Origin of the sequence: Aeromonas simiae (assembly GCF_000820125.1) — a bacterium.
Lineage (GTDB): Bacteria > Pseudomonadota > Gammaproteobacteria > Enterobacterales > Aeromonadaceae > Aeromonas > Aeromonas simiae.
On sequence record NZ_CDBY01000007.1, the window covers coordinates 69,201 to 90,715 of the forward strand.

Below are 21,515 nucleotides of genomic sequence, written 5' to 3' on the forward strand. Positions count from 1 at the left end.
CGGCATCACCCTAAGGAAGGAAAGTCATGCTGCACATCACCCTGTTGTATGCCGGCCTGCTCGGCCTGCTGTTTCTCGCTCTGTCGGTGTGGGTCATCTCGCGCCGCTTTAAGTTTCGCGTCTCGCTCGGCGAAGGGGAGTGCCCCGAGCTGCGCGCCGCCGTGCGTGCCCACGGTAATTTCGCCGAGTATGTGCCGCTGGTGCTGCTGCTGATGGGCGGGTTGGAGCTGGTGGGCGCCGGTGTCCTCTGGTTGCATCTCATCGGTGGCTTGCTGCTGCTGGGGCGTCTCTCCCACGCCATCGGTATTCAGATCCCCAAGGCCCCCAACCCCTATCGCCTGGTCGGGATCATGGCCACCTTCATCGCCCTGTTGCTGGGGTCGCTGCTCGCCCTCGTCCACGCCTTTTAAGGGGGCGGGTACCCCGTCGGGGGAGGGCAAACGTTTCCCCTCCCGGCCGGGCACATATACTGGGAAGAATCTTGGGTGCCGCGCCTTTTCGCCCCCCTCGGGTGTGGTAGAATCGCGGCCCTTTCGTTCCTCCTCAGCTAAAGATCAGTGCCATGAAATTTCCCGGTCAGCGTAAGTCCAAACACTACTTTCCGGTGGATCGCCGCGATCCCCTTCTCTCCCAGAGCGCGGCGCTTGCCGATCGGGGCAAGGCTTACGTGGTCGGCATCGATCAGACCCTGGTCGACATCGAGGCGCACGTGGATCGGGCCTTTCTCGAGCGTTATGGCCTGAGCTGCGGTCACTCCGTGGTCATCACCGACGAGGTGGCCGAGCGAATCTACGACGAGCTCAAGAGCAACGACATGGTGGTGAGCGAGTTTGCCGGCGGCACCATCGGCAACACCATGCACAACTACTCGGTGCTGGCCGACTCCCACTCCATCCTGCTCGGGGTCATGAGTCAGGACATCCGCATCGGCAGCTATGCCTACCGCTATCTGTGCAACACCTCGTCGCGGGTCAACCTCGACTATCTGCAACCGGTGGCCGGCCCCATCGGCCGCTGCTTCACCTTCATCACCGAGGGGGGCGAGCGCAGTTTTGGCATCAACGCCGGCAAGATGGATCACCTCGACGTGGCCCACATCCCCGAAGCCATCATCAAGGAGGCCTCGGCTCTGGTCATCACCGCCTACCTAGTGCGCGGCGAGGACGGTACGCCGATGAAAGAGGCGGCCATGGCGGCGGTGCGTTATGCCCGCGACGCCGGGGTTCCTGTGGTATTGACCCTGGGCACCCGCTTCGTCATCGAATCCGATCCCCAGTGGTGGCGCGATTTCATCAGCGAGAACGTCACCGTGCTAGCCATGAACGAAGAGGAAGGGGAGGCCCTGACCGGTTTTGCCGATCCGCTGGCCGCCGCCGACAAGGCGCTCGACTGGGCCGACATGGTGCTCTGCACCGCCGGGCCGGTCGGGCTCTACATGGCGGCTTACACCGATGACGATCACAAGCGCCAGACCTCCTTGCCGCTGCTGCCTGGGGTCATCCCCGAGTTCAACATGTATGAGTTCAGCCGCCCCATGATGCGTCGCCGCTGCCGCAAGCCGCTGCGCATCTACTCTCACATTGCCCCTTACATGGGGGGCCCTGAGAAGATCAAGAACACCAACGGGGCGGGGGATGGCGCCCTCTCGGCCGTGCTGCACGACATGGTGGCCAACGCCTATCACCGCAGCGCCGTGCCCAATTCGGCCAAGCACCTGGCCGATTTTCTCACCTACTCCTCCCTGGCCCAGGTGTGCAAGTATGCCAACCGGGTGAGCTACGAGGTGCTGGCTCAGAGCAGTCCGCGTCTTTCTCGGGGGCTGCCCGAGAAGGAAGACAGCCTGGAAGAGGTGTACTGGGAGCGGTGATCCGCACGCGGGGGCCAATGGCCCCCGGATTTTTTAAAAGGGGCGTGAGGCACCTCACCAAATTACTCATTTGCGACCCGGGTCGGATAGACAGCTCCCCCTCTTTTCACCTAGCGTGATCCTCACTCATCAAGGAATGAAGAGGATTTCACCGTGCTGACCCGCCTTTCGATCCGCCACCGCCTGCTGCTGATCACCCTGCTGGCCCTGCTTTCCCTGCTGCTGCTGACCCTGGTGGCGGCCGAGCAGTACCGCCGCAGTCTGCTTGAAGAGAAACAAGTTCAGACCCGCCATCAGGTGGAGACGGTCTGGAGCCTGGTCGATGGTTTCGCCCGGCAGGTCAGCGAGGGGACGCTCTCCGAGGCGCAGGCCAAACAGGCGGCGCTCAAGGCCATTGCCGCCCTGCGCTACGGCCATGACGACTACTTCTGGATCAACGACAGCCGCCCCTTCATGGTGATGCACCCGATGAAGCCCGAGCTCGACGGCAAGGATCTGACCGCGGTCGCCGACCCGGATGGCAAGCGCCTGTTCGTTGCCTTTGTCGAGGCGACCCGCCACGCCCCGCAAGGGGCGCAGGTGGCCTATCAGTGGCCCAAGCCCGGCTCGGCGCAGCCGGTGGCCAAGGTGTCGTTCGTCAAGCGTTTTGCGCCATGGGACTGGATCATCGGCACCGGCATCTATGTGGATGATGTGGAGCAGCAGTACCGGCAGGTACTGCTGCGCCTGCTCGGCGTTAGCCTGGTGATCCTCACCCTGCTGGCCCTGCTTTCTGGATGGCTGGGGCGCTCCATCGTGCAGCCGCTGGAGGCCGCCTCCCGCGCCCTGGCGGTGCTGGCTCGCGGTGAAGGGGATCTGCGCGCCCGGTTGCACGAGCGGGGGCGAGACGAGCTCTCCGCGCTGGGGCGTAACTTCAACCGCTTCGCCGATCAGATGGTGACCCTGGTGCAGCAGGTTCAGGGGATCGCCCGGGACAATGACGGCGCGGCCGAGCGCTTGGCCGGGGTGGCCCACAACCACCACCGGCTGGCAAACGAGCAGGTGGCCGACACCGAACGGGTGGCGAGCGCCATGTCGCAGGTGGCCGCCAGTTGCCAGGAGATCGGCGAACATACCCGTGAGGCAGCAGGCTCGGCCGCTCAGGCCATGGCGATGGTGCACGACGGCGAGGCGTTGATGCAGCGCTCGGCCGAGGTGGTACAGCGGCTGGCCGATCAGCTGGGGGCCTCGGTGGCCTCGGTCGAGCAGCTCGGCGCCGACAGCCAGAAAATCGACGGGGTGCTCGAGGTGATCCGCGGGGTGGCCGAGCAGACTAACCTGCTGGCGCTCAACGCCGCCATCGAGGCGGCACGGGCCGGGGAGCAGGGACGCGGTTTTGCGGTGGTGGCCGACGAGGTGCGCACCCTGGCCAATCGCACTCACGCCTCGACCGACGAAATTCGCAACATGATCGCCAGCGTGCAGCACGGCACCGATCAGGTGACGGCGCAGATCGGCCAGTTGCAGGGGCTCTCCGATGCGGCGGCGCACTCGGTCGCACAGATGGAGCGCGTCATCGCCGAGCTGGCCGGCCTCATCGACCGGATCGGGGGCATGAACGGCCAGATAGCCAGCGCTGCCGATCAGCAGGTCGCGTCGGTGGCGGGGATCAACCACAACATGGAGACCATTGCCCGCGCCGCGCATCGGGCGCTTGAGCACAACGAGCAGACCGAGCAGGCGGTGGCGGCATTGGAGGCGGGGGGGCGTCAGCTCTCGGCACTGGTGGATCGCTATCAAACCTGAATGATGCCCGCTTTTTGACGCTTGTCCTTGAGTCGGTAGGGGTTTTGGGAGACCATCTGCTCTAGGCGGCCATCCTGGGCCCGCGCACTGTGCAAGAGAGACCTCCCAATGAGCAAGCTAACTGACAACCTTGACGCCAATTTTCAACTGTTTATCGAAGAGGTCCGTGAAACGGGCCAGTTGTGGGGGCTGCGTTACGGTGAAGATTGGGTCGTTTGCCAGTCGGCGGAGTTTGAGGACGCAGACGTGATGCCGCTGTGGTCCAATGAGGCGGATGCCCGCTTGCACTGCGCCGAGGAGTGGGTGGACTACCAGCCGGATGCCATCGATCTGGAGGAGTTCCTCGACGTGTGGGTCAACGATCTGGACGAAGATGAAGTGCTGATCGGCCCGAACTGGAACAGCGAGCTGGAGGGGGCCGAAGTCGAGCCCATCGAGCTGGCCAAGGTGCTGGTTGAGGTCGATGAAGCCTGAACCGATCGGGTTCTGCATTGAGAGGGGCTGCCGTGAGGCGGCCCCTTTTCGTTAACGGGAGCAGCTTGCCGCTCACCACTGTACAAACGTACAATGGTGCCATGAGCGCGACGCCTTCCACGCAACCAAGCCCCCCGAGCGAGGGCTTCATCCTTACCCGCCACGCCCGCGACCATGGCGGCCGTACCGAGATCATCCTCTGGCTGTGGAGTCCAGAGGGGCCGGTACGGCTGGTGGTCGAGGGGCAGGAGCCGCTTTTCTTCCTGCCGCTGGCCCAACTGAGCGAGGCGATGGCCCTGTTTCGCGCCCACGGGGTGCGCGGGCGCACCCGTCGCCTGCCGCTGCACACCTTCGACGGGCGGGCGGTGGCGGGGGTCTATTTCCCGACCCTGGCGGCGTTTCACAAGGCGGTGGAGCTGCTGCTCATCAAGGGCATTGAGCACTTTGAGGCGGACATCCGCCTGGCCGAGCGCTACCTGATGGAGCGTTTCATTACCGCCGGGGTCAAGTTTCAGGGCGCCGTGCAGCGGCGTGCCGGCAACTGGCAGGTGGGCCGCGCGCGCTGTGCTCCTGCCACCCTCACACCGCAGCTCTCCTGGGTCTCGCTCGATGTGGAGTGCGCCATGGACGGCACCCTCTTCTCGGTGGGGCTGTCGAGCCCCATGGACGAGCGGGTCATCATGATTGGCGAGCCCGAGGAGATGGCGACCCCGGTGGAGTGGGTGAGCGATGAGCCAGCCCTGCTTGCGGCGCTGGAGCGCTGGTTCCAGCGCTTCGATCCGGATCTGGTGATGGGCTGGAACGTGGTCAATTTTGATTTTCGTCTGCTGCTGCGCCGCGCCGATCTCTACAAGCGGCGGCTGCGGCTCGGCCGTGGCCGCGAACTCGCCTTCTGGCGCGCCTCGCGCCAAGACCCCCAGAGCGGCAACGTGACCTTGCCGGGGCGCATGGTGCTCGATGGGATCGATACCCTCAAAAGTGCCACCTGGCAGTTCCCCAGCTTCAGCCTCGATGCGGTGGCAAGCGATTTGCTCGGGCGCGGCAAGGATATCGAGGACGTGGCCAACCGCGGCCAGAAGATCACCGAGCTGTTTCACTCCAACAAGGCGGCGCTGGCCCGCTACAACCTGGAAGATTGCCGCCTGGTGCACGAAATTTTCGCGCACTGCGATCTCATCGCCTTCGCGGTGGAGCGGGCGTCACTCACCGGCCTTGAGCTCGATCGCATCGGCGGCTCGGTGGCGGCCTTCACCAACCTCTATCTGCCGCGTCTGCACCGGGGCGGCTATGTGGCGCCCAACCTGCCCCAGGGGGGCGGGCTGGCCAGCCCAGGCGGCTACGTGATGGATTCGAGCCCCGGCCTCTATCGCCACGTGCTGGTGCTCGATTTCAAGAGCCTCTACCCGAGCATCATCCGTACCTTTCGCATCGATCCCATGGGGTTGGTGGAGGGGTTAAATGCCCCGGAACACGCCATTCCCGGTTTTCGCGGGGCGCTGTTCTCCCGTGAGCGGCACTTTCTGCCCGCCCTCATCGAGGGGCTGTGGCAGGCGCGCGATCGGGCCAAGGCGGCGGGCAACAAGCCGCTCTCCCAGGCCATCAAGATCATCATGAACTCGTTTTATGGTGTGCTGGGCTCGGGGGGCTGCCGCTTCTACGATCCGAGGCTGGCCAGCTCCATCACCTTGCGGGGTCACGGCATCATGCAAACCACCCGCGAGTGGATTGAGGCGCAGGGGTATCAGGTGATCTACGGCGATACCGACTCCACCTTCGTGCACCTGGGCAAGGCGGTGAGTGCGGGGGAAGCCGATGCCATCGGCCATGGCCTGGCGGATCTCATCAACCAGAACTGGCGCGAGAAGATCCGCGCCGAGTTTGACCTTGAGAGTGCCCTCGAGATCCAGTACGAGACCCACTACCGGCGCTTTTTGATGCCGACCATCCGTGGCCTTGAGAAGGGCAGCAAGAAGCGCTACGCCGGTCTGGTGGGGGAAGGGGAGGCGGAAAAACTGGTGTTCAAGGGGCTCGAAACGGTGCGCACCGACTGGACTGTGCTGGCCAAGGAGTTCCAGTCAGAGCTGTTTAACCTGGTGTTTCACGACCGCAGTCCGCGCGATTTTGTGCGAGAGACGGTGGATGAAACCCGGCGCGGGCTGCGCGATGAGCAGTTGGTCTATCGCAAGCGGCTGCGCCAGCAGCTCGAGGAGTATCAGAAAAACGTGCCGCCCCACGTGCGCGCCGCGCGGCTGGCCGACGATGAGAACCGTCGCCGCGGCTTGCCGCTGCGCTACCAGCATCGCGGTACCATCGCCTACGTCATGACGGTCAGTGGCCCCGAGCCGCTGGAGTACCGGCGCAGCGCCATCGACTACGAACACTATGTGGAGAAGCAGCTAAAGCCGATCGCCGATGCCATCCTCCCCTTCGTCGGGGAGTCGTTCGAGCGGATCTGCGGCCAGCAGCTCAAGCTGTTTTAACCGGCTCAGCGGCGGTAGAGCACCTTGATGAGGTGAAAGCCGAACTTGGTGCGCACCGGGCCGAGCACGCTGAGCAGCTCCCCCTTGAAGACGGCATCATCGAACGCCTTGACCATGTCGCCCCGGGAGAACTCCCCCAGATCGCCGCCGCGCTTGCCCGAGGGGCAGGTGGAGAAGCGTTTGGCCATCTGGCCAAAATCGGCCCCCTTGGCAAGCTTGTCGCGGATCTCGAGGCACTGGCGTTCGGTCTTGACCAGGATGTGCAGGGCGCAGGCGGTTTTCATGAGGGGCTCCTTGAGGGGCAAAAGGGTCGCAAGGGTACCCGAAATCGGGCGCCGCGTCAGCGGGTCGCCAACCGCAACTGACTGGCACGGGCCTGCCACATCACCTCAAGCGCCATCAGGCCATAGACACACCAGACCGCGATCGGCGTGATCCAGCTGGCGCCGAGCCCCATCACGGTGAGGGCGGCGCCGGTCAGCAGCAGGGTGGTGCCGAGCAGTCGCCAGTGGAAAGCCAGAGGGGAGAGCAGACCAAGCCCGACCAGCAGCAGCAGCCCGATGGGCAGGTTGAGGGCGGTGAAGGCCAGCGCCCGCTCCCCCTCCATACCGGTCAGCAGCGCCATCAGTGCGCTGACGCTGGCCAGAAAGGTCAGAAATTCGATGCGGTCGGCGACGAAGTCCGCCATCTTTTCGCTGGTGTGGTGCATGTCATCTCTCCTCTAGCAATGTGATCAGTGTCGCCTTTCTGTGGCGTGAGCGGCAGCGTAATTAATCGATTGGTGCAACCGAGTGAATCGAAGGGGAGGGTGAGGTGTATTTGTGCAAGTTGCGACAGAACTGGACAAGTTTGCGACAACTCACTCATATCTCTCGCGATTTACTACCTGACAGGGGCGGCCCGGCAAATCTGACTGTGCTAGCATGACCGTCTGGGCCCAATATGGGCCTGTTACAGTTCAGTCATGATGAGGATAACAAGCTTGAGCGACACGCATGCACAGAGAGGAACGCTGCGTGCCGGTACCCGGTCTGGTCATGGAGCCCTGCTGCTCCTGTGTGCTGGACTGTTGCTGGCGCCTTCAGCCTGGGCGGCCAAGATCACCTACAAGCTGGAAGGCCTCAAGGGCGAGCTCAAGGACAATGTGACGGCCTACCTCAACGGCCTGCCCACCTATCAGGATCGCCAGTTCCGGGCGGCCCGCGAGCGGATCCAGGAGGCGGTGAGCCAGGGGTTACAGGCCACCGGCTACTACCAGCCGAAGATTGAGATCACCCGCCAGCGCGAGACACCGAGCAAAGTGGTGATCAAGGTCGAGCAGGGGGAGCCGGTCATTGTCACGTCCCTCGACGTGTTGCTGCGTGGTGACGCCGGTCACGACGAGGCCTATAGCCGGTTGCTCGACGACTTGCCCCTCAAGGAGGGGGAGGTGCTGCACCACGGCAAATACGAGAGCATCAAGTCGAGCCTGGGGAATCTTGGCCTGGCGCGCGGCTACTTCGATGCCCGCCTGCGCAAGAGCCAGGTCAAGGTGCTGACTGACAAGAACGAGGCGCAGATCCTCATCGTCTACGACTCGGGGCGGCGCTACCGCTACGGCGAGATCCGCTATCAGGCGACCCCAGAGGCGGTCTCGCTGATCCGCCCGCTGGTGACCATTCACAGCGGTGAGCCCTATCAGGCGCTGACCCTGGCCGACATGTCCCAGGATATCTCCTCGACCCGCCTGTTTCGCGAAAGCGAGATCCGCCCGCTGGTCTCCGAGGCCGAGGACGGCGTGGTGCCGATGCAGGTGACCCTGACCCCGCGCGACAAGCACGAGATTGAGGTGGGTCTGGGCTTCTCCACCGACGAAGGGCCGCGCATGAGCGGCAGTTGGGAGAAACCCTGGATCAACCGCCACGGTCACCGCCTCAAGACCGATCTTAAGATTTCCCAACCCCAGGCCGAACTCAGCCTCGACTATCAGATCCCGGTGGGTAACCCGCTGCAGGATTACTACTCGGTGCTGGCGGGCTTTAAGCACGAGGACTACAAGGACACCCGCTCCGATCTCAGCACCATAGGTATCCACCGCTGGAAGAAGCGGCCGGATGGCTGGGATCGCGACGTCTTCGTGCGCGCCCTTTATGAAGATTACGTGCAGGGTGAGGACGCCGGTAACAGCTTGCTGCTGCTGCCGGGCATCTCTTGGTCGCGGCTGCGCATCCGCGGCAACCTGGTGCCGGATTGGGGCGATCGTCAGCAGTTGCTGGTCGAGGTCTCCGATACCCACTGGGGCTCGGACATGAACTTTGTGCGTACCTGGGGGCGAACCAAGTGGCTGCGCACCCTGGGTGACAACCACCGCTTCCTGCTGCGTGGCGAGCAGGGGGCCATCATCGGCGACAGCTTCGCCGAGGTGCCCTCTTCACTGCGTTTCTTCACCGGGGGCGATCAGACGGTGCGTGGCTTCAGCTACGAGTCCATCTCGCCGCGCGACAGCGAGGGGCGGCTACTCGGTGCCCGCTACATGTCGGCGGCGAGCCTCGAGTATGACTATCGCTTCAGCAACAGCTGGCTGGGGGCCCTGTTTGTTGATGGTGGCACCGCCACTAACGACTACTCCGAGGCCTGGAAGATTGGCACCGGCGCCGGGGTGCGCTGGGTGACGCCGATCGGCATGGTGCGCCTCGATCTGGCGGTGGGGATCTCGGAAGATGACAAGCCCCTGCGCCTCCATTTTGCTCTGGGACCGGATCTATGAAGTGGATAAAACAGGCCCTGCTGTGGCTGCTCGGTCTGCTCTTTTTGCTGCTCATCCTGGTCAGCCTGCTCGGCTTTACCCATGCGGGCAACCGCTTCCTGTGGCAGCAGGCCAAGACCTATCTGCCCCAACTCAAGGGGGAGCTGGTGGCCGGCCAGCTTGGCTATGGCTGGACGCTCGACGATCTGGCGTGGCAGGACGAGCTGGTTGACGTGCAGGTGTGCCGGGTGGTGCTCGATTGGGATCTCGGTCAGCTGCTCAAGGGGCGGCTCTGGATCAAGCGACTCGAGGCCGATCAGCCTGTGGTCAAGGTGGCCGAGAGCCAGAGTGAGCCTGAGCCCGATGATGGCGAGCCCTTCGTTTGGCGTCCGCTGCCGCTGCGCATCGATGTGGATGCGCTGGCGCTGCACGGCATGCAGCTGGCCTTGCCCGGCCTGACGTTGGCGATCAAGGAAGGGGATATCGGCGCGCACCTGACCCGTGATGGGCTGACGCTGCGCGGCCCGCGCTTAGACGGGTTGCATCTGACCATGCTGCCGACCACGACCACGACCACGACCACGACCACGACCACGACCACGACCACGGCGGCGGCCGCGCCGACCCCGGCGCAGCCGGATGCGCCGGCCGGCCCCATCACCCTGCCCGAAGTAAAGCTGCCTTTCCCGGTGCGTATCGAGGGGCTTGAGCTGACCGACACCCAGTATCGCGACGGTGAGCTGCATGAGGTGGTCAGCCGCCTGACCCTCGATGCGGGCGCCGAGGGTGAGGTGGTCACGCTCGATGCCCTGACGTTGGCCCACGAGATGGCCGAGGCCCGCCTGAGCGGCCACCTCAGCCTCACCGGGGATTATCCGCTGGCCCTGGTGCTGGACGGCACCCTTGGTAAGGGGTTGCTGGAGGGGGAGCTCAAGGGGGAGACCCTCAAGCTGGCACTCGATGGCAGCGTGGCCGACCTGACGCTGGCGCTGGAGGCCAAGGGGCCGGTTGCGGCCACCTTCAAGGGCAAGCTGGCGCCGCTCGATCCGGCCCTGCCGTTTGACGCCTCCCTCTCCTGGCCCGGGTTGCAGTGGCCGCTGCACAAACCGGCCGCGCAGGAGGCCAGCTATCGCCTGAAAAAAGGGAGCCTGACCGCTAAGGGATCGCTCAATGATTATCGCTTCGCGCTGGCCAGTGCCGGTGAGGGCACCGATCTGCCGCCCTTTACCCTGGATCTGAAGGGGGAGGGGGACATCAACCAGCTGCGCAAGATAACCCTGACGCTGGCGGCGCTGGAAGGCTCCCTCGGTATCGATGGCCAGCTCGGCTGGAGCAAGGGGGTACAGTGGCAAGGCAAGGCGCAGTTTGCCAACCTCAATCCCCATGCCCTGGTGCCCGAGCTCAAGGGGGCGCTCTCGGGGCAGATTGAGAGTCGCTTCACTCTCGATGAGCAGGGGGGCTGGGCGCTGGCGCTGCCGACGTTGAAGGTAGATGGCCGCCTCAATCAGTACCCGCTCTCCTTGCAAGGGGAGCTCAAAGGCAACGACAAGATGCAGTGGCAGCTGCCCGCGCTCTCCTTTACCTCGGGCCCGAACAAGGTGACGGCCCACGGTGAGCTGCAACCCGAGCGCTGGCAGCTCGATGCCACGCTGGCGGCCCCCCAACTGGCGAGCCTCTATCCCGGCCTCAAGGGCGATCTCAACGGGGAGGTGCGGCTGCGCGGCAGCGAGGCTCGCCCCGAGCTGAGTGCACAGCTGGCCGGTGAGCGCGTCTACTTCGAGGGGATTGACCTGCGCGGGGTGGCGCTCGATGGCAAAGGAGTGCTGGGTGAGCAACCCGCAGGTGACGTGAAGCTCAATGTGGCCTCCCTCAAGCAGGAGGGGGTCGAGCTGAGCGAGCTGGCGCTGGCCCTGCAAGGGGATGCGCCGCGTCACACCCTCACCCTTGGTTTTAAGGGGGAGCCGGTGGCGAGTCAGCTGCGCCTTGAGGGGGGGCTCACCAAGGAGATCTGGCGTGGCCGCCTGACCCAGCTTGATCTGGACACGCCGCTGCGCCGCTGGGGGCTCAAGCAGCCCTGGGCTCTCGATGTGAATACCCAGACGCTGCTGGCTCGTCTCGGTGAGCTCTGCCTCACTTCGCGCGGCGCCGATCTCTGCCTGCACGAGGGGCAGGCCTCACCGCAGCAAGGGAGCCTTAACCTCACGCTGGCCAACTTCAACCTGAGCCGGCTGCGCCCCTGGCTGCCCGACAACTTCCAGTGGCAGGCGGTGCTCTCGGCCGATGCCCGTGCCAGCTGGAAGGGGGACCAACACGAGCTGCATGCCAGGGTGAGCACCCCGCCCGGCACGCTGGTGACCGACGACATCAAGACCCCCTATCGCACCTTGGCGCTGGCGGTGGACATGGACCCGCGCCAGGCGAAGATCGATGTCGAGTTCGATTCGGAGCAGCTCGGTGGCCTGCGCACTCAGGTCGAGGTGCGCGATCCGCAGGGGCGTGGTCAGTTGGGCGGGCAGTTGCTGCTGCGCGATCTGAAACCGGATGCCTTTGCGCCGCTTATCCCCGAGGTGCGCGAGCTAAAAGGGGTGTTGGCCGGTCAGGCCCGCTTTGACGGCACCCTCAAGCGCCCGCTGCTCTATGGGGAGCTGCGGCTGCGAGATGGGGAGGTGCAGACCACCTCGGACATGGTGACCCTGACCAAGCTCGATACCCGGCTGCGTATCGAAGGGGAGCGCGCCGATATCGACGGCAAGGTGCTCGTCGGTAAGGGGCCGCTCAATCTGGGAGGCTCCCTGAGCTGGGCCCGTCAGCCCATGGTGGGACGCCTGACCATACAGGGCTCCAACCTCGAGGCGCAGTACCCCGGAATGGGGCGCCTGCGGGTTACCCCCGACATCCAGGTGAGCCTTGGCGAGCAGACCGAGGTAACCGGGACCATCACGGTGCCGTGGGCGCGGATCGTGGTCAAGAGCCTGCCGGAGAGCGCGGTCGGCCTCTCCGATGACGTGGTGATTGTGCGTGACGACGCCCCCCTGCTGCCGGAGGCGGCGCCGCTGCCGCTTAAGTTGCGGATGCAGGTGGCGATCGGCCCCGATGTGCAGCTCGATGCCATGGGGCTTCGCACCAAGCTGGTGGGCCAGCTGCGCCTGAGCCAGGACGAGGGCAAGCCGCTGGCGGGGCGGGGGGAGATAGTGCTCAACGATGGCCGCTTCCTCGCTTACGGGCAGAACCTGCTGATCAAGGAGGGCAAGATCACCTTCGGCGGGCCGCTCGATCAGCCTTACCTGAACGTGGATGCAATCCGTAACCCCAGCACGGTGGAGGACAACGTCACCGTCGGGGTCAAGGTGACCGGGCTGGCCAGCAAGCCCAAGCTGACCGTGTACTCGGACCCGACCATGTCGGAGTCGGAGCGTCTCTCTTACCTGCTGCGCGGCAAGGGGCTGCAAACCAGCGGTGAGGATGGCGGTTTCAACGGCCTGCTGGTGGCGGGGGCGGTTGGTCAGGCCAACGGCGTGGTCTCGGACATTGGGGAAACCCTGGGGCTGAGCGATGTCTCGCTCGACACGGCCGGCAGCGGAGATGACACCCAGGTGACCCTCTCGGCCTATCTGTTGCCGGGCTTGCAACTGCAATACGGGGTCGGGGTGTTCAGCCCGATTGCCGAGTTCAAGCTGCGCTACGAGCTGATGCCCCGCCTTTACTTGCAGGCGGTAACCGGACTGGCCCAGGCGGTCGATATCTTCTACCGCTTCGAGCTGTGACCCATGAGGGAGGCCTTGGCCTCCCTCAACTTTCTGTGGCGCCGGCCGATAGGCAGGACAGGTTCCTCAGCGGCGTAGCCATCGATGTCCACCTCTGCACTTCACTTTCCCCTCATCGACGAGCGCCGCCTTGGCGAGCACCTCAATGGCTCCTTGCAGCAAGGGGACAGGGCGGACTTTCGGCTCTGGCTCTCTTTACTCAACCCGCGCATCGACGAGCAACCTTGGCTGGGGGAGGCGACCCGCTCGCCTGAGCCCACCATCGACTGGCGAGCGCGCTTTGAGCTGCCCCCGAGGGCGGCGTTGCAGGGGGAAGATAGCCTGGCGTCGCAGGCGCTGGGACGGATGGTGCACGCAGGGACGCTAAGTGATCTGCGTCTGGCGCTGGCGCTGTGGCCAGCGCCACTGTGCGCGCCGACGCCTATGTTGCCGGCCGATGTGGCAGATAACGTGCCACCCCATGCCCGCGCCAGATTGGCGGGGGCGGTGCAGGAGAGAGAGGGGGAGGCGTGCGATCCGCTATTGCTGCTCAAGGTGTTGGAGGGATTGTCGCTGGCGGCGTAGCGCCCAGACATGAAAAAGGGGCGGATTGCTCCACCCCTTCCCCGTCATGTTCAATTATTCGGTGATTTCGGTCTCTTCTACATCGGCATCTACATCGCTGCGGCACTGATCTTTACCAGAGCGGAGCCCGCGATGGGCATTGGGCTTGTCGATATGACGATTCAGTTGGCGTTCCAGCTTCTGGCCCATTTCGGTGACGGCAGCGTAGAGATCCTCATGCTCGGCCTGGGCAAACAGGGTACCGTGGGGAATCCCGGTGGTGGCTTCAACGACGTAGATCTGACCCTCCTTGCGAATAACCACGCTGGGGTTGATAAGGGGTACCTGCAGACGCTCGAGCTTGTCAAAACGAGTTTCAATGCGCTCGCGGATGGCCGGGGTAATCTCGATGATACGGCTGTTCACTGCTACTTTCATAAAACCCCCTTTGGGTCGTCTTGCTTCTCTTGTACGTCTTCAGATTACCCCCTTGGCTTCTTAAAAACATGATCAAAATCAAATTTAATGCCCAAGCTGGGGGACGCAGCTGGCAACTGTGATCCCGGCGGGCATTCGCTAGAAAAACTGCTTGAGCTTGCCGGATCGGGCAGGCAAACTGGGAAAAGTAGATCGATTCTGTCCCTATGGCAGCGTCTTCTCTCGACCTGTTTCAGGTCTTCTTTCTTTCATTCGTTCCGAGCCGATGTGTCAACCTGATCCTAGATCAGCCCGTTGGCCCGTGACCCGTTGTACGGGCAAAGCAGTCCGGGGTTATACATGAGTGTCCATGCCACTCGCTTGATATGGTTTTTCGATGGGGTGAAGGGAGCCGGCTTCTGGTCTCCTGATGCCGTGGCACACGCGTTGGGGTCGGCCTTGCCCGATCCCGCCGCCTTGCAGGCGCTGGCGCATAAGGCGCTACAGGCCGGTCACTCGCTTGCCGCCTCTTTGCCCTCCCGCCTGGGGGACGCGTTGGCCGTGACCGCGCAGCCCTGCGGTGCGGATGCGGCGCTGCTTCACCTCGATGTCACCTCCCTCTGTACGGCCGGCCTAGTGCCGCTGGAGCAGGTTCAATCCCTGCTGGAGCTGGGCTGCGAGCTGTCGCGGCAAAAGCAGCTCGGCGATGTCTGGGCGGTGCTCACCTCCTGGCTGCGTCAAGCCGGAGCCGGTCGTTGCCAGCTCTGGCTGGGAGCGGCGCAGCTACAACGGCGCCTGGATACGGCGCAGTCCCCTCCCGCCACCCTGAAGACGCAAGAGCATGAGGCCTTGCTTGCCCTGCTGCGCCAGCCCACTCCGCTGCTGCTGCCGGCGGCGCACCCGCTGGCGGCCCGGCTCCCCACCCTGTGTCAGGGGGAGATGACGCTCTGGTTGCCGGTCGCACTGACCCAAGGGGGGCTTGCCCTGCTGCTGTGTGAGTGGCACGAGCCGCAGGCGTCGGCCAGCTTGAGTCACATGGCGCTGCTTGCCAGCCTCACCACCTTGCTGCGTCATTCGCTGGAACGGGAGTGCACCCAGGATCTGGAGCTAGACGGGCATCGCCGGTCACAGCAAGTGGACCGCGTCTCGCAGGCGCTGTCGGCCCGTACCGGCATGGGGTTTCTCGATACGCTGATCAACCAACTGCTGGTGACGTTCGGCCTGGATGGTGCATGGCTGGCCGAGCGCAGCGGGCATGGCCGGGCGCACCTGCTGGCAGGCAGAGGCGAGCACCCGGATCAGGATTATCCGCTGGTGGACAGTCTGTGCGAGCCGGTCTATCTCGGCCAACCCGTGCTGACGCCGCTGGCGGCGGCGCGCTACTACTACGGGTTGCCACTGCATAACGGCCACGGCATGGTGTGCGGTCATCTCGCCTTGGTCGGCTCGGACGCCTCGCGCCTGCCCGATATCGAGTCGCTATTGCAGACTCTCTCGAGCCGGATTGCGGCCGAGCTGGAGCGCTTGCAGGTCGAGGCGCAGCTGCGTCTCTCTGCCGTGGCTTTCGAGACTCACGAGGGGATCATCATCACCGATCCCGCCTTCACCATATTGCGTGTCAACAAGGCGTTCACCCAGATCACCGGCTACGAGAGCCGCGAGGTGCTCGGCTGTGTGCTCGGGGAGGGGATATGGCAGCGCGGCGGGCTCGATTATCGGCTCGATCACCTCAACCGCTGGCAGGGGGAGACGGAGCGGCAACGGCGTGATGGCAGCAGCTGTGCCCAGTGGGAGAGAGTGACGCCGGTGCCGGACGAACGCGGTCACATCACCCATTTTGTCATCTGCTTTGAAGATATCTCGGAGCGCAAAGCCGCCCAGCGCACGATCCAGGATCTCGCCTATTACGACGAGCTGACCGGCCTGCCCAATCGCAGGCAGTTGCAGGAGTCATTGGCCGGCGCCTTTGAGCTGGCCAAACAGAGCGAGAGCATCGGGGCCCTGCTGTTTATCGATCTGGACCACTTCAAGACCATCAATGACTCGCTCGGCCACGCCACCGGGGATTGGCTGCTGCGCCAGGTCGCCGACCGGTTGCAGCGGTTGATCCGCCAGGAGGATATCCTGGCCCGCCTCGGCGGCGATGAATTCGTGCTGCTGCTGCCGCGCCTGTCGACCAGCCCGCCGCAGGCCGAGATGCAGGCCGATCTCATCGGCGAACGGCTGATTGCCGAGCTCTCCACTCCCTATCCCTTTGAGGGGCAGTCGCTGCACATCGGTGCCAGCGTCGGCATCACCCTGTTCCCGGGGCGGGATCAGTCGGTCGATGATCTGCTCAAGCAGGCCGATACCGCCATGTATCAGGCCAAGTCGGCAGGACGGCGGACCCTGCGCTTTTTCGACAGCTCGATGCAGTTGCAGGCCGATCGCCGCCTGCTTATCAACAATGAGCTGCGCTCGGCCCTCGATAACAATGAGCTGCTGCTTTACTACCAACCGCAGCAGATGGTCGAGGGGGGGGATCTCATCGGCGTCGAGGCGCTGCTGCGCTGGCAATCGCCCGGACGGGGGATGATTTCGCCGGCCGAGTTCATCCCGATCGCCGAGGAGACCGATCTCATCGTCGACATCGGCTACTGGGTCCTGCTGCAAGCCTGCCACCAGTTTGTAGCCTGGCAGGAGGCGGGGCTGCACATACCGCAGCTGTCGGTCAACGTGAGTGCCAAGCAGTTCCATGCGCCTGACTTTGTGGATCGGGTGTACGAGGCGCTGGCGATCACCGGCATGGAGCCCACCTGTCTTAATCTGGAGATCACCGAATCGGTGGTGCTGGGTCATGCCGAAGACACCATCCAGAAGATGGCGGAGCTCAAGGCGCTGGGCATCAGCTTTGCCATCGATGACTTCGGGGCGGGCTACTCGTCGCTCAGTTACCTCAAGCGCCTGCCGGCCGACGAGCTCAAGATCGATCGCTCCTTCATCCAGGACATCCCCCACGATGCGGACAACATGGCGATCGTCGAGGCGGTGCTGGCGATGGCCCGCCACATGGGATTTAGCGTGACGGCGGAAGGGGTGGAGTCGCGCCAGCAGCTGGCCTTTTTGCAGGCGCAGGGGTGTAACTTCTATCAGGGCTTCCTGGCCTCCAAGCCGTTGCCGGAGGCCAACCTCAGGCGCTATGTCGGCCGCCTTGCCGAGCGGCGTGCAGCTCTGCTCGATGCCTAATGCGAAATCTGTTCATCCCAAGTCAGGTAGTTGGATAGAATAATGCGATCTTTTACGTTTGTTGGTGGCAGCAGGATGCTGTCGCCCCTGCCGGAGTGCTCTCGTTGAAAGCTGTGGTCGCCTTTACGCTCTGTGCCCTGGCCTTGCCGGCCCTGGGTCAAACTCTGGAGCAGTCGCTGTATCGTCAAGCGCACGACGCGGTGCGTGCCAATGACATGGATCGCTTCTACCAATTGCGCTCCCGTCTGACTCACTATCCGCTGCTGCCCTATCTCGACTACTACCGCTTGGCGTTTCGTCCCGGTCAGGCCGATTACGGCGAAGTGACCGGTTTTATCCGCCAGCACGGGGATACCCCCCAATCCAACCGGCTCGAGCGCAGCTACCTGCAATATCTGGCCGATAGCGGCCAGTGGAGCACCTTCCTGCACTTCTATCCCAAGGAGCCGAGCTCGACCGGCCTGCGCTGCCTGCATTACGAGGCCAAGTATCACACCGGGCAGCGCAATGAGGCGCTGCGCGCCGCAGGCCAGATCTGGATGAGCGGCGAGTCACGTCCCGATGCCTGTGACAGCCTGTTCAAGCTCTGGCAACAGGCGGGGCTGCGCAGCACCGACAAGGTGTGGCAGCGCATGACCCTGGCCTTTGCCGAAGGGAACGGCAACCTGATCCGCCATCTGATGCCGGCGCTGGGCAGCAGCCAGGGGGATGGACAGCTGCTGCTCGACACCTTCGAGCGCCCCGCCAAGGTCAGCAATCCGGCCAGCTATGGCAGCGCCGGCAAGGGGCGCCAGGCACTGCTGCTCGGCCTGACCCGCTATGCCAATGAGGATGCTGATAGGGCTATCTCGCTGCTGACCGATTATCGCAGCCGTTACCGCCTGAGTGCGGCCGAGATGGCGCCGGTTGAGCGGGCTGCCGCCCGCCGACTGCTGCTCGATCGCGCCCTGTTCCAACGCGATTGGGTCGATGCGACAGTGCGCCGGCTCAAAGAGCCTGAGCTGCTCGAGCTGCGCGCCCGCTTGGCGCTGTGGGAGCTCAACTGGGCCCAGCTCGGTGAGTGGGTCAAGTTGATGCCGATGGCGCTGCAAAAGAGCGACCGCTGGCGTTATTGGCAGGCGCGCGCCCTGTCCGAGCGGGGCCAGCAGCAGCCGGCCCATTCTCTGTTCCAAGAGACCGCCAACCTGCGCGGCTTCTATGGTTTCATGGCGGCGCAGCGCATCGGGGTGCCCTACCGGCTCAAAAACGAGCAGGTGGGGGCCGTGCCGGCCTGGCCATCGGCGGTGAAGCAGTGGCCTTTCCTGGCCCGGGTCCGCGAGCTCAAGGCGATGCAGGATCTGACCGGGGCGCGCGCCGAGTGGGTGCACAACCTCGATCGCAGCAGCTACCAACAGAAACTCACCTTCGCCGCCCTGGCTGAGCAGCAGGGGTGGCATGACCTTGGCATCCTGGCCACCATCCGCGCCGAGGCGTGGGACGCGCTCGATCTGCGCTTCCCCATGCCGCTGCGACCCACCTTTGACCGGGTGGCGCGCGAACACGGCATGGAGTCGACCCTGCTCTACGCCATCTCGCGTCAGGAGAGTGCCATGTACCCGCTGGCCCAGTCGCCGGTCGGGGCGCGCGGTCTGATGCAACTGATGCCGGCTACCGCCCGCCACACCGCCGGCAAGGTGGGTTACCCCTATCGCGATGAGCAGCAGCTGTTTGATCCCGAGGTGAACATTCAGCTCGGCAGCGCCTACCTGAGGGGGCTGCTCGACAACTACAACGGCAACCGGGTCTTTGCCGCCGCCGCTTACAATGCGGGGCCGGGACGGGTCGCCCGCTGGCGGGCCCAGAGTTCGGGCAAGCCTATCGACGTGTGGGTGGAGGGGATCCCGTTTCGGGAGACCCGCAACTATGTGCAGAATGTGCTCTCGTTCAATCTGATCTATCAACACAAGAGCAACCGGGCACCGCAGCTGTTTAGCCAGCAGGAATTGCAAGGACGATATTGAGCACGAGACCCTCTGGGGGCAGTAAGAAGCGACGAATCAAGCCGCGAGCACGCTCTGATAATCAATTTTTCAGTGCATTCATGGCGTTGAGGTGATCTTGACCAGACTTGTCGCCGCCGGTTCAGGTATACTGGCCCCCATGACGGATCCCAGATAAGGATTTGAGTGTGGCAACGATCAAAGATGTCTCCCGATTGGCCAATGTGTCGATCTCGACCGTATCCCGGGTTATCAACAACACGGCTCAGGTGGCACCAGAGAAGCGAGAAGCTGTGCTGGCCGCCATGAAGGAGCTGAATTTCCGTCCCAACAGCTTTGCCCAGGCGCTGGTGAGCAAACGTTCCAATTGCGTCGGCGTGCTGGTGGGCGATCTCTGTGGTGGCCCCTTCTTCGCCCAGATGATGCGCGGTGTCGAGCGGGTGGTGGACGCCAGCAACAAGTTCACCATCGTCATGTCCGGCAACCATGAAGAGGATCGTGAGCGTCACGCCATTCAGGCGCTGCAACAGCGGCAGTGCGACGCGCTGATCCTGCACAGCAAGGCGTTGCCGGATGAAGAGCTGGCCGAGCTGGCCGCCGGCGACACCCCGGTCGTGTTCATCAACCGCCTGATCCCTGGCGTTGAGGATCGCTGCGTCTGGTTCGACAACCGGGCCGGCATCATGACCGCCTGTCAGCATCTGATCGACAAGGGGCATCGCCGCATCGCCTTCGTCACTTCGGACGATGAGATCTTCGTCGATGGGCAGCAGCGGATGCGCGGCTATCGCGAGACCCTGGCCAAGGCCGGCATCGACTATGACGAGGCGCTGGTGGGCAAGGGGTATGCCGACGAGCAAGGGGGCTATGTCGCCATGGCCTCGCTGCTGGAGCGGGGAGTCGACTTCACCGCCGTGCTGGGGTTCAACGATGGTATGGTGGCCGGCGCCATCTCCTGCCTGCTGGAGCATGGTTACCAGATCCCGAGCCAGGTTTCGGTGGTCGGGTTCGATGATATTCCCTATGCCCGCTACACCTACCCCAAGCTGACCACCGTCAGGTATCCCATCGAAGAGATGGGCGAGCGCGCCGCCGATTTGGCCATGGCGCTGCTCGATGGGCGTGGCGAGGAGCTGCTCGAGCGCAAGTTTGAGCCTGAACTCATCGTACGTGAATCGGTAGCCTGATCGGAGGGCGCCCCCGGGCGCCCTATTTCTGCGCTCAAATTTGAAAGCGATTTCAGAAATCATTTTCAAACGTGATCTGCTTCAAAGCTTTTTACAGGCCGGGGCTCTAGGATAGGCTCCACGAATTAGGAGCCTGTGCTCCCGATTTTCCCGCTGTGGGAAGTATCTGGATATCCAGCTATTTCCTTCGTTACTTTCGACGGTCATCATGGATGGCCGTTTTTTTTTGCCTGGAGTCAGAGATGGGACGTATTGCCATCGTGGGGGCCGGTTGGCTGGGAGAGCCCCTGGCGCGCGCCTTGTTGGCGCGAGGAGAGGCGGTGGTGGCGACCACGACCGACTCCTGCAAACAGGCCAGGCTGGCCGGGGAGGGGATAGAGACCCACCTGCTGCACGCCGATGAGGCGGGTGCATGGCCGCTCGGCCAGTGCGACGCCCTGGTTATTACCCTGCCTCCAAGCCGGGTGGCCGATTACCCGCAGGCGATCGCCCGCCTGTGCGCGCAGGCGCGCCAGCACGGGGTGACGCGGCTGCTGCTCATCGGGGCCACCTCGGTCTATCGCCCCGGGCAGCGCGAGGAGGACACGCCTGCCGGCGAGGGGGAGCGGGCGTTGCGGCTGCTGCGTGCCGAACAGGCGGCGCGGGGAAGTGGCATAGCGCAGGTGGTGGTGCTGCGCGCGGCCGGGCTCTATGGGCCAGGACGCCATCCCGGCCGCTTCCTCGCCGGGCGCGAGTGTCATGGCGGCGCCCAAGCGGTGAATCTGGTGCACCTCGATGATGTGGTGGCGGCCTGCATGCTGCTGCTTGAGTCCGCTGCGCGCCGATGTGCCTACGTAGTGAGCGCCCCGGTCCATCCTTGCCGCGCCGACTTCTATGAGCAGGCGGCCAGGGCGCTGGGCCTTGCGCCGCCACGTTTCGTCGCGCCACAGGGGGAGTACCTGCCGCTGAGCGGAAAGGCGCTGTGTGATGAGCTCGGTTTTGTGTATCGCTGGCCGGACCCGCTGGCCTGGCTTGGGCACGATGCGGTTTGCCAAGGGGAGTAGCGGCCTCTATCATGCCGCCCATCCAT

Annotated in this window: 15 protein-coding genes; 12 read left to right on the forward strand and 3 right to left on the reverse strand. The window is 64.1% G+C overall.

Features of this window, described 5'->3' with window-relative positions:
• The first annotated feature begins 26 nt into the window (after positions 1-26).
• From BN1134_RS00975 to BN1134_RS00995, 5 genes are all read left to right on the forward strand, one after another.
• Positions 27-410, forward strand: coding sequence for an MAPEG family protein (locus tag BN1134_RS00975; protein WP_042044704.1), 384 nt, complete (start codon positions 27-29; stop codon positions 408-410).
• A gap of 152 nt (positions 411-562) precedes the next feature.
• Complete coding sequence (locus BN1134_RS00980) at positions 563-1,867, forward strand: inosine/guanosine kinase (RefSeq protein WP_042044705.1); 1,305 nt, start codon at positions 563-565, stop codon at positions 1,865-1,867.
• Between the two features lie 153 nt (positions 1,868-2,020).
• Positions 2,021-3,652, forward strand: coding sequence for a methyl-accepting chemotaxis protein (locus BN1134_RS00985; RefSeq protein WP_042044706.1), 1,632 nt, complete (start codon positions 2,021-2,023; stop codon positions 3,650-3,652).
• A 108-nt stretch (positions 3,653-3,760) separates the two neighbouring features.
• Entirely contained in the window at positions 3,761-4,126 is a 366-nt protein-coding gene (locus BN1134_RS00990) for a DUF2750 domain-containing protein (protein WP_042044707.1), read from the forward strand.
• Positions 4,127-4,227: 101 nt separating this feature from the next.
• Positions 4,228-6,606, forward strand: a complete 2,379-nt coding sequence (locus BN1134_RS00995) for a DNA polymerase II (protein ID WP_042044708.1) — start codon at positions 4,228-4,230, stop codon at positions 6,604-6,606.
• A 5-nt stretch (positions 6,607-6,611) separates the two neighbouring features.
• Here the strand turns inward: BN1134_RS00995 and BN1134_RS01000 are convergent, their stop codons facing one another.
• Both BN1134_RS01000 and BN1134_RS01005 read right to left on the reverse strand, forming a co-directional pair.
• The gene (locus tag BN1134_RS01000; RefSeq protein WP_042044709.1) at positions 6,612-6,890 is read right to left on the reverse strand and encodes a peptidylprolyl isomerase; all 279 of its coding nucleotides are present in this window, start codon (positions 6,888-6,890) and stop codon (positions 6,612-6,614) included.
• Between the two features lie 56 nt (positions 6,891-6,946).
• Positions 6,947-7,315, reverse strand: coding sequence for a hypothetical protein (locus tag BN1134_RS01005; protein WP_042044710.1), 369 nt, complete (start codon positions 7,313-7,315; stop codon positions 6,947-6,949).
• A 273-nt stretch (positions 7,316-7,588) separates the two neighbouring features.
• On the opposite strand from BN1134_RS01005, the gene tamA reads away from it, so the two are divergent.
• The 3 genes from tamA to BN1134_RS01020 all read left to right on the forward strand — a co-directional run bounded on the left by tamA (position 7,589) and on the right by BN1134_RS01020 (position 13,659).
• Positions 7,589-9,352: an autotransporter assembly complex protein TamA gene (tamA, locus tag BN1134_RS01010; protein ID WP_456503096.1), complete on the forward strand. Its 1,764-nt coding sequence runs from the start codon at positions 7,589-7,591 to the stop codon at positions 9,350-9,352.
• Positions 9,349-13,095: an autotransporter assembly complex protein TamB gene (gene tamB / locus BN1134_RS01015; protein WP_042044711.1), complete on the forward strand. Its 3,747-nt coding sequence runs from the start codon at positions 9,349-9,351 to the stop codon at positions 13,093-13,095. Before tamA ends, tamB begins: the two co-directional genes overlap by 4 nt.
• An 84-nt stretch (positions 13,096-13,179) precedes the next feature.
• Positions 13,180-13,659 carry a VC2046/SO_2500 family protein gene (locus tag BN1134_RS01020; protein WP_042044712.1) on the forward strand — a complete coding sequence of 160 codons (480 nt, stop codon included), beginning with the start codon at positions 13,180-13,182 and terminating at the stop codon, positions 13,657-13,659.
• A gap of 54 nt (positions 13,660-13,713) precedes the next feature.
• Here the strand turns inward: BN1134_RS01020 and hpf are convergent, their stop codons facing one another.
• On the reverse strand, positions 13,714-14,076 hold the full coding sequence (gene hpf / locus BN1134_RS01025) for a ribosome hibernation-promoting factor, HPF/YfiA family (RefSeq protein ID WP_042044713.1): 363 nt from the start codon (positions 14,074-14,076) through the stop codon (positions 13,714-13,716).
• A 339-nt stretch (positions 14,077-14,415) separates the two neighbouring features.
• Between hpf and BN1134_RS01030 the strand changes: the two genes are divergently transcribed.
• The 4 genes from BN1134_RS01030 to BN1134_RS01045 all read left to right on the forward strand — a co-directional run bounded on the left by BN1134_RS01030 (position 14,416) and on the right by BN1134_RS01045 (position 21,489).
• On the forward strand, positions 14,416-17,280 hold the full coding sequence (locus tag BN1134_RS01030) for an EAL domain-containing protein (RefSeq protein WP_084214658.1): 2,865 nt from the start codon (positions 14,416-14,418) through the stop codon (positions 17,278-17,280).
• Between the two features lie 104 nt (positions 17,281-17,384).
• Positions 17,385-19,280, forward strand: a complete 1,896-nt coding sequence (locus tag BN1134_RS01035) for a transglycosylase SLT domain-containing protein (RefSeq protein WP_042044715.1) — start codon at positions 17,385-17,387, stop codon at positions 19,278-19,280.
• A gap of 167 nt (positions 19,281-19,447) precedes the next feature.
• Positions 19,448-20,446, forward strand: a complete 999-nt coding sequence (locus tag BN1134_RS01040) for a LacI family DNA-binding transcriptional regulator (RefSeq protein ID WP_042044716.1) — start codon at positions 19,448-19,450, stop codon at positions 20,444-20,446.
• Between the two features lie 242 nt (positions 20,447-20,688).
• On the forward strand, positions 20,689-21,489 hold the full coding sequence (locus BN1134_RS01045; protein ID WP_042044717.1) for an NAD-dependent epimerase/dehydratase family protein: 801 nt from the start codon (positions 20,689-20,691) through the stop codon (positions 21,487-21,489).
• Positions 21,490-21,515 lie beyond the last annotated feature (26 nt).

What these genes read in the sequence shown, in the direction of transcription:
- BN1134_RS00975 (WP_042044704.1), top strand. Translation starts at nt 27, where the DNA reads ATGCTGCACATCACCCTGTTGTATGCCGGCCTGCTCGGCCTGCTGTTT.
- BN1134_RS00980 (WP_042044705.1), top strand. Translation starts at nt 563, where the DNA reads ATGAAATTTCCCGGTCAGCGTAAGTCCAAACACTACTTTCCGGTGGAT.
- BN1134_RS00990 (WP_042044707.1), top strand. Translation starts at nt 3,761, where the DNA reads ATGAGCAAGCTAACTGACAACCTTGACGCCAATTTTCAACTGTTTATC.
- BN1134_RS00995 (WP_042044708.1), top strand. Translation starts at nt 4,228, where the DNA reads ATGAGCGCGACGCCTTCCACGCAACCAAGCCCCCCGAGCGAGGGCTTC.
- BN1134_RS01000 (WP_042044709.1), bottom strand. Translation starts at nt 6,890, where the DNA reads ATGAAAACCGCCTGCGCCCTGCACATCCTGGTCAAGACCGAACGCCAG.
- BN1134_RS01005 (WP_042044710.1), bottom strand. Translation starts at nt 7,315, where the DNA reads ATGCACCACACCAGCGAAAAGATGGCGGACTTCGTCGCCGACCGCATC.
- tamB (WP_042044711.1), top strand. Translation starts at nt 9,349, where the DNA reads ATGAAGTGGATAAAACAGGCCCTGCTGTGGCTGCTCGGTCTGCTCTTT.
- BN1134_RS01020 (WP_042044712.1), top strand. Translation starts at nt 13,180, where the DNA reads ATGTCCACCTCTGCACTTCACTTTCCCCTCATCGACGAGCGCCGCCTT.
- hpf (WP_042044713.1), bottom strand. Translation starts at nt 14,076, where the DNA reads ATGAAAGTAGCAGTGAACAGCCGTATCATCGAGATTACCCCGGCCATC.
- BN1134_RS01030 (WP_084214658.1), top strand. Translation starts at nt 14,416, where the DNA reads ATGAGTGTCCATGCCACTCGCTTGATATGGTTTTTCGATGGGGTGAAG.
- BN1134_RS01045 (WP_042044717.1), top strand. Translation starts at nt 20,689, where the DNA reads ATGGGACGTATTGCCATCGTGGGGGCCGGTTGGCTGGGAGAGCCCCTG.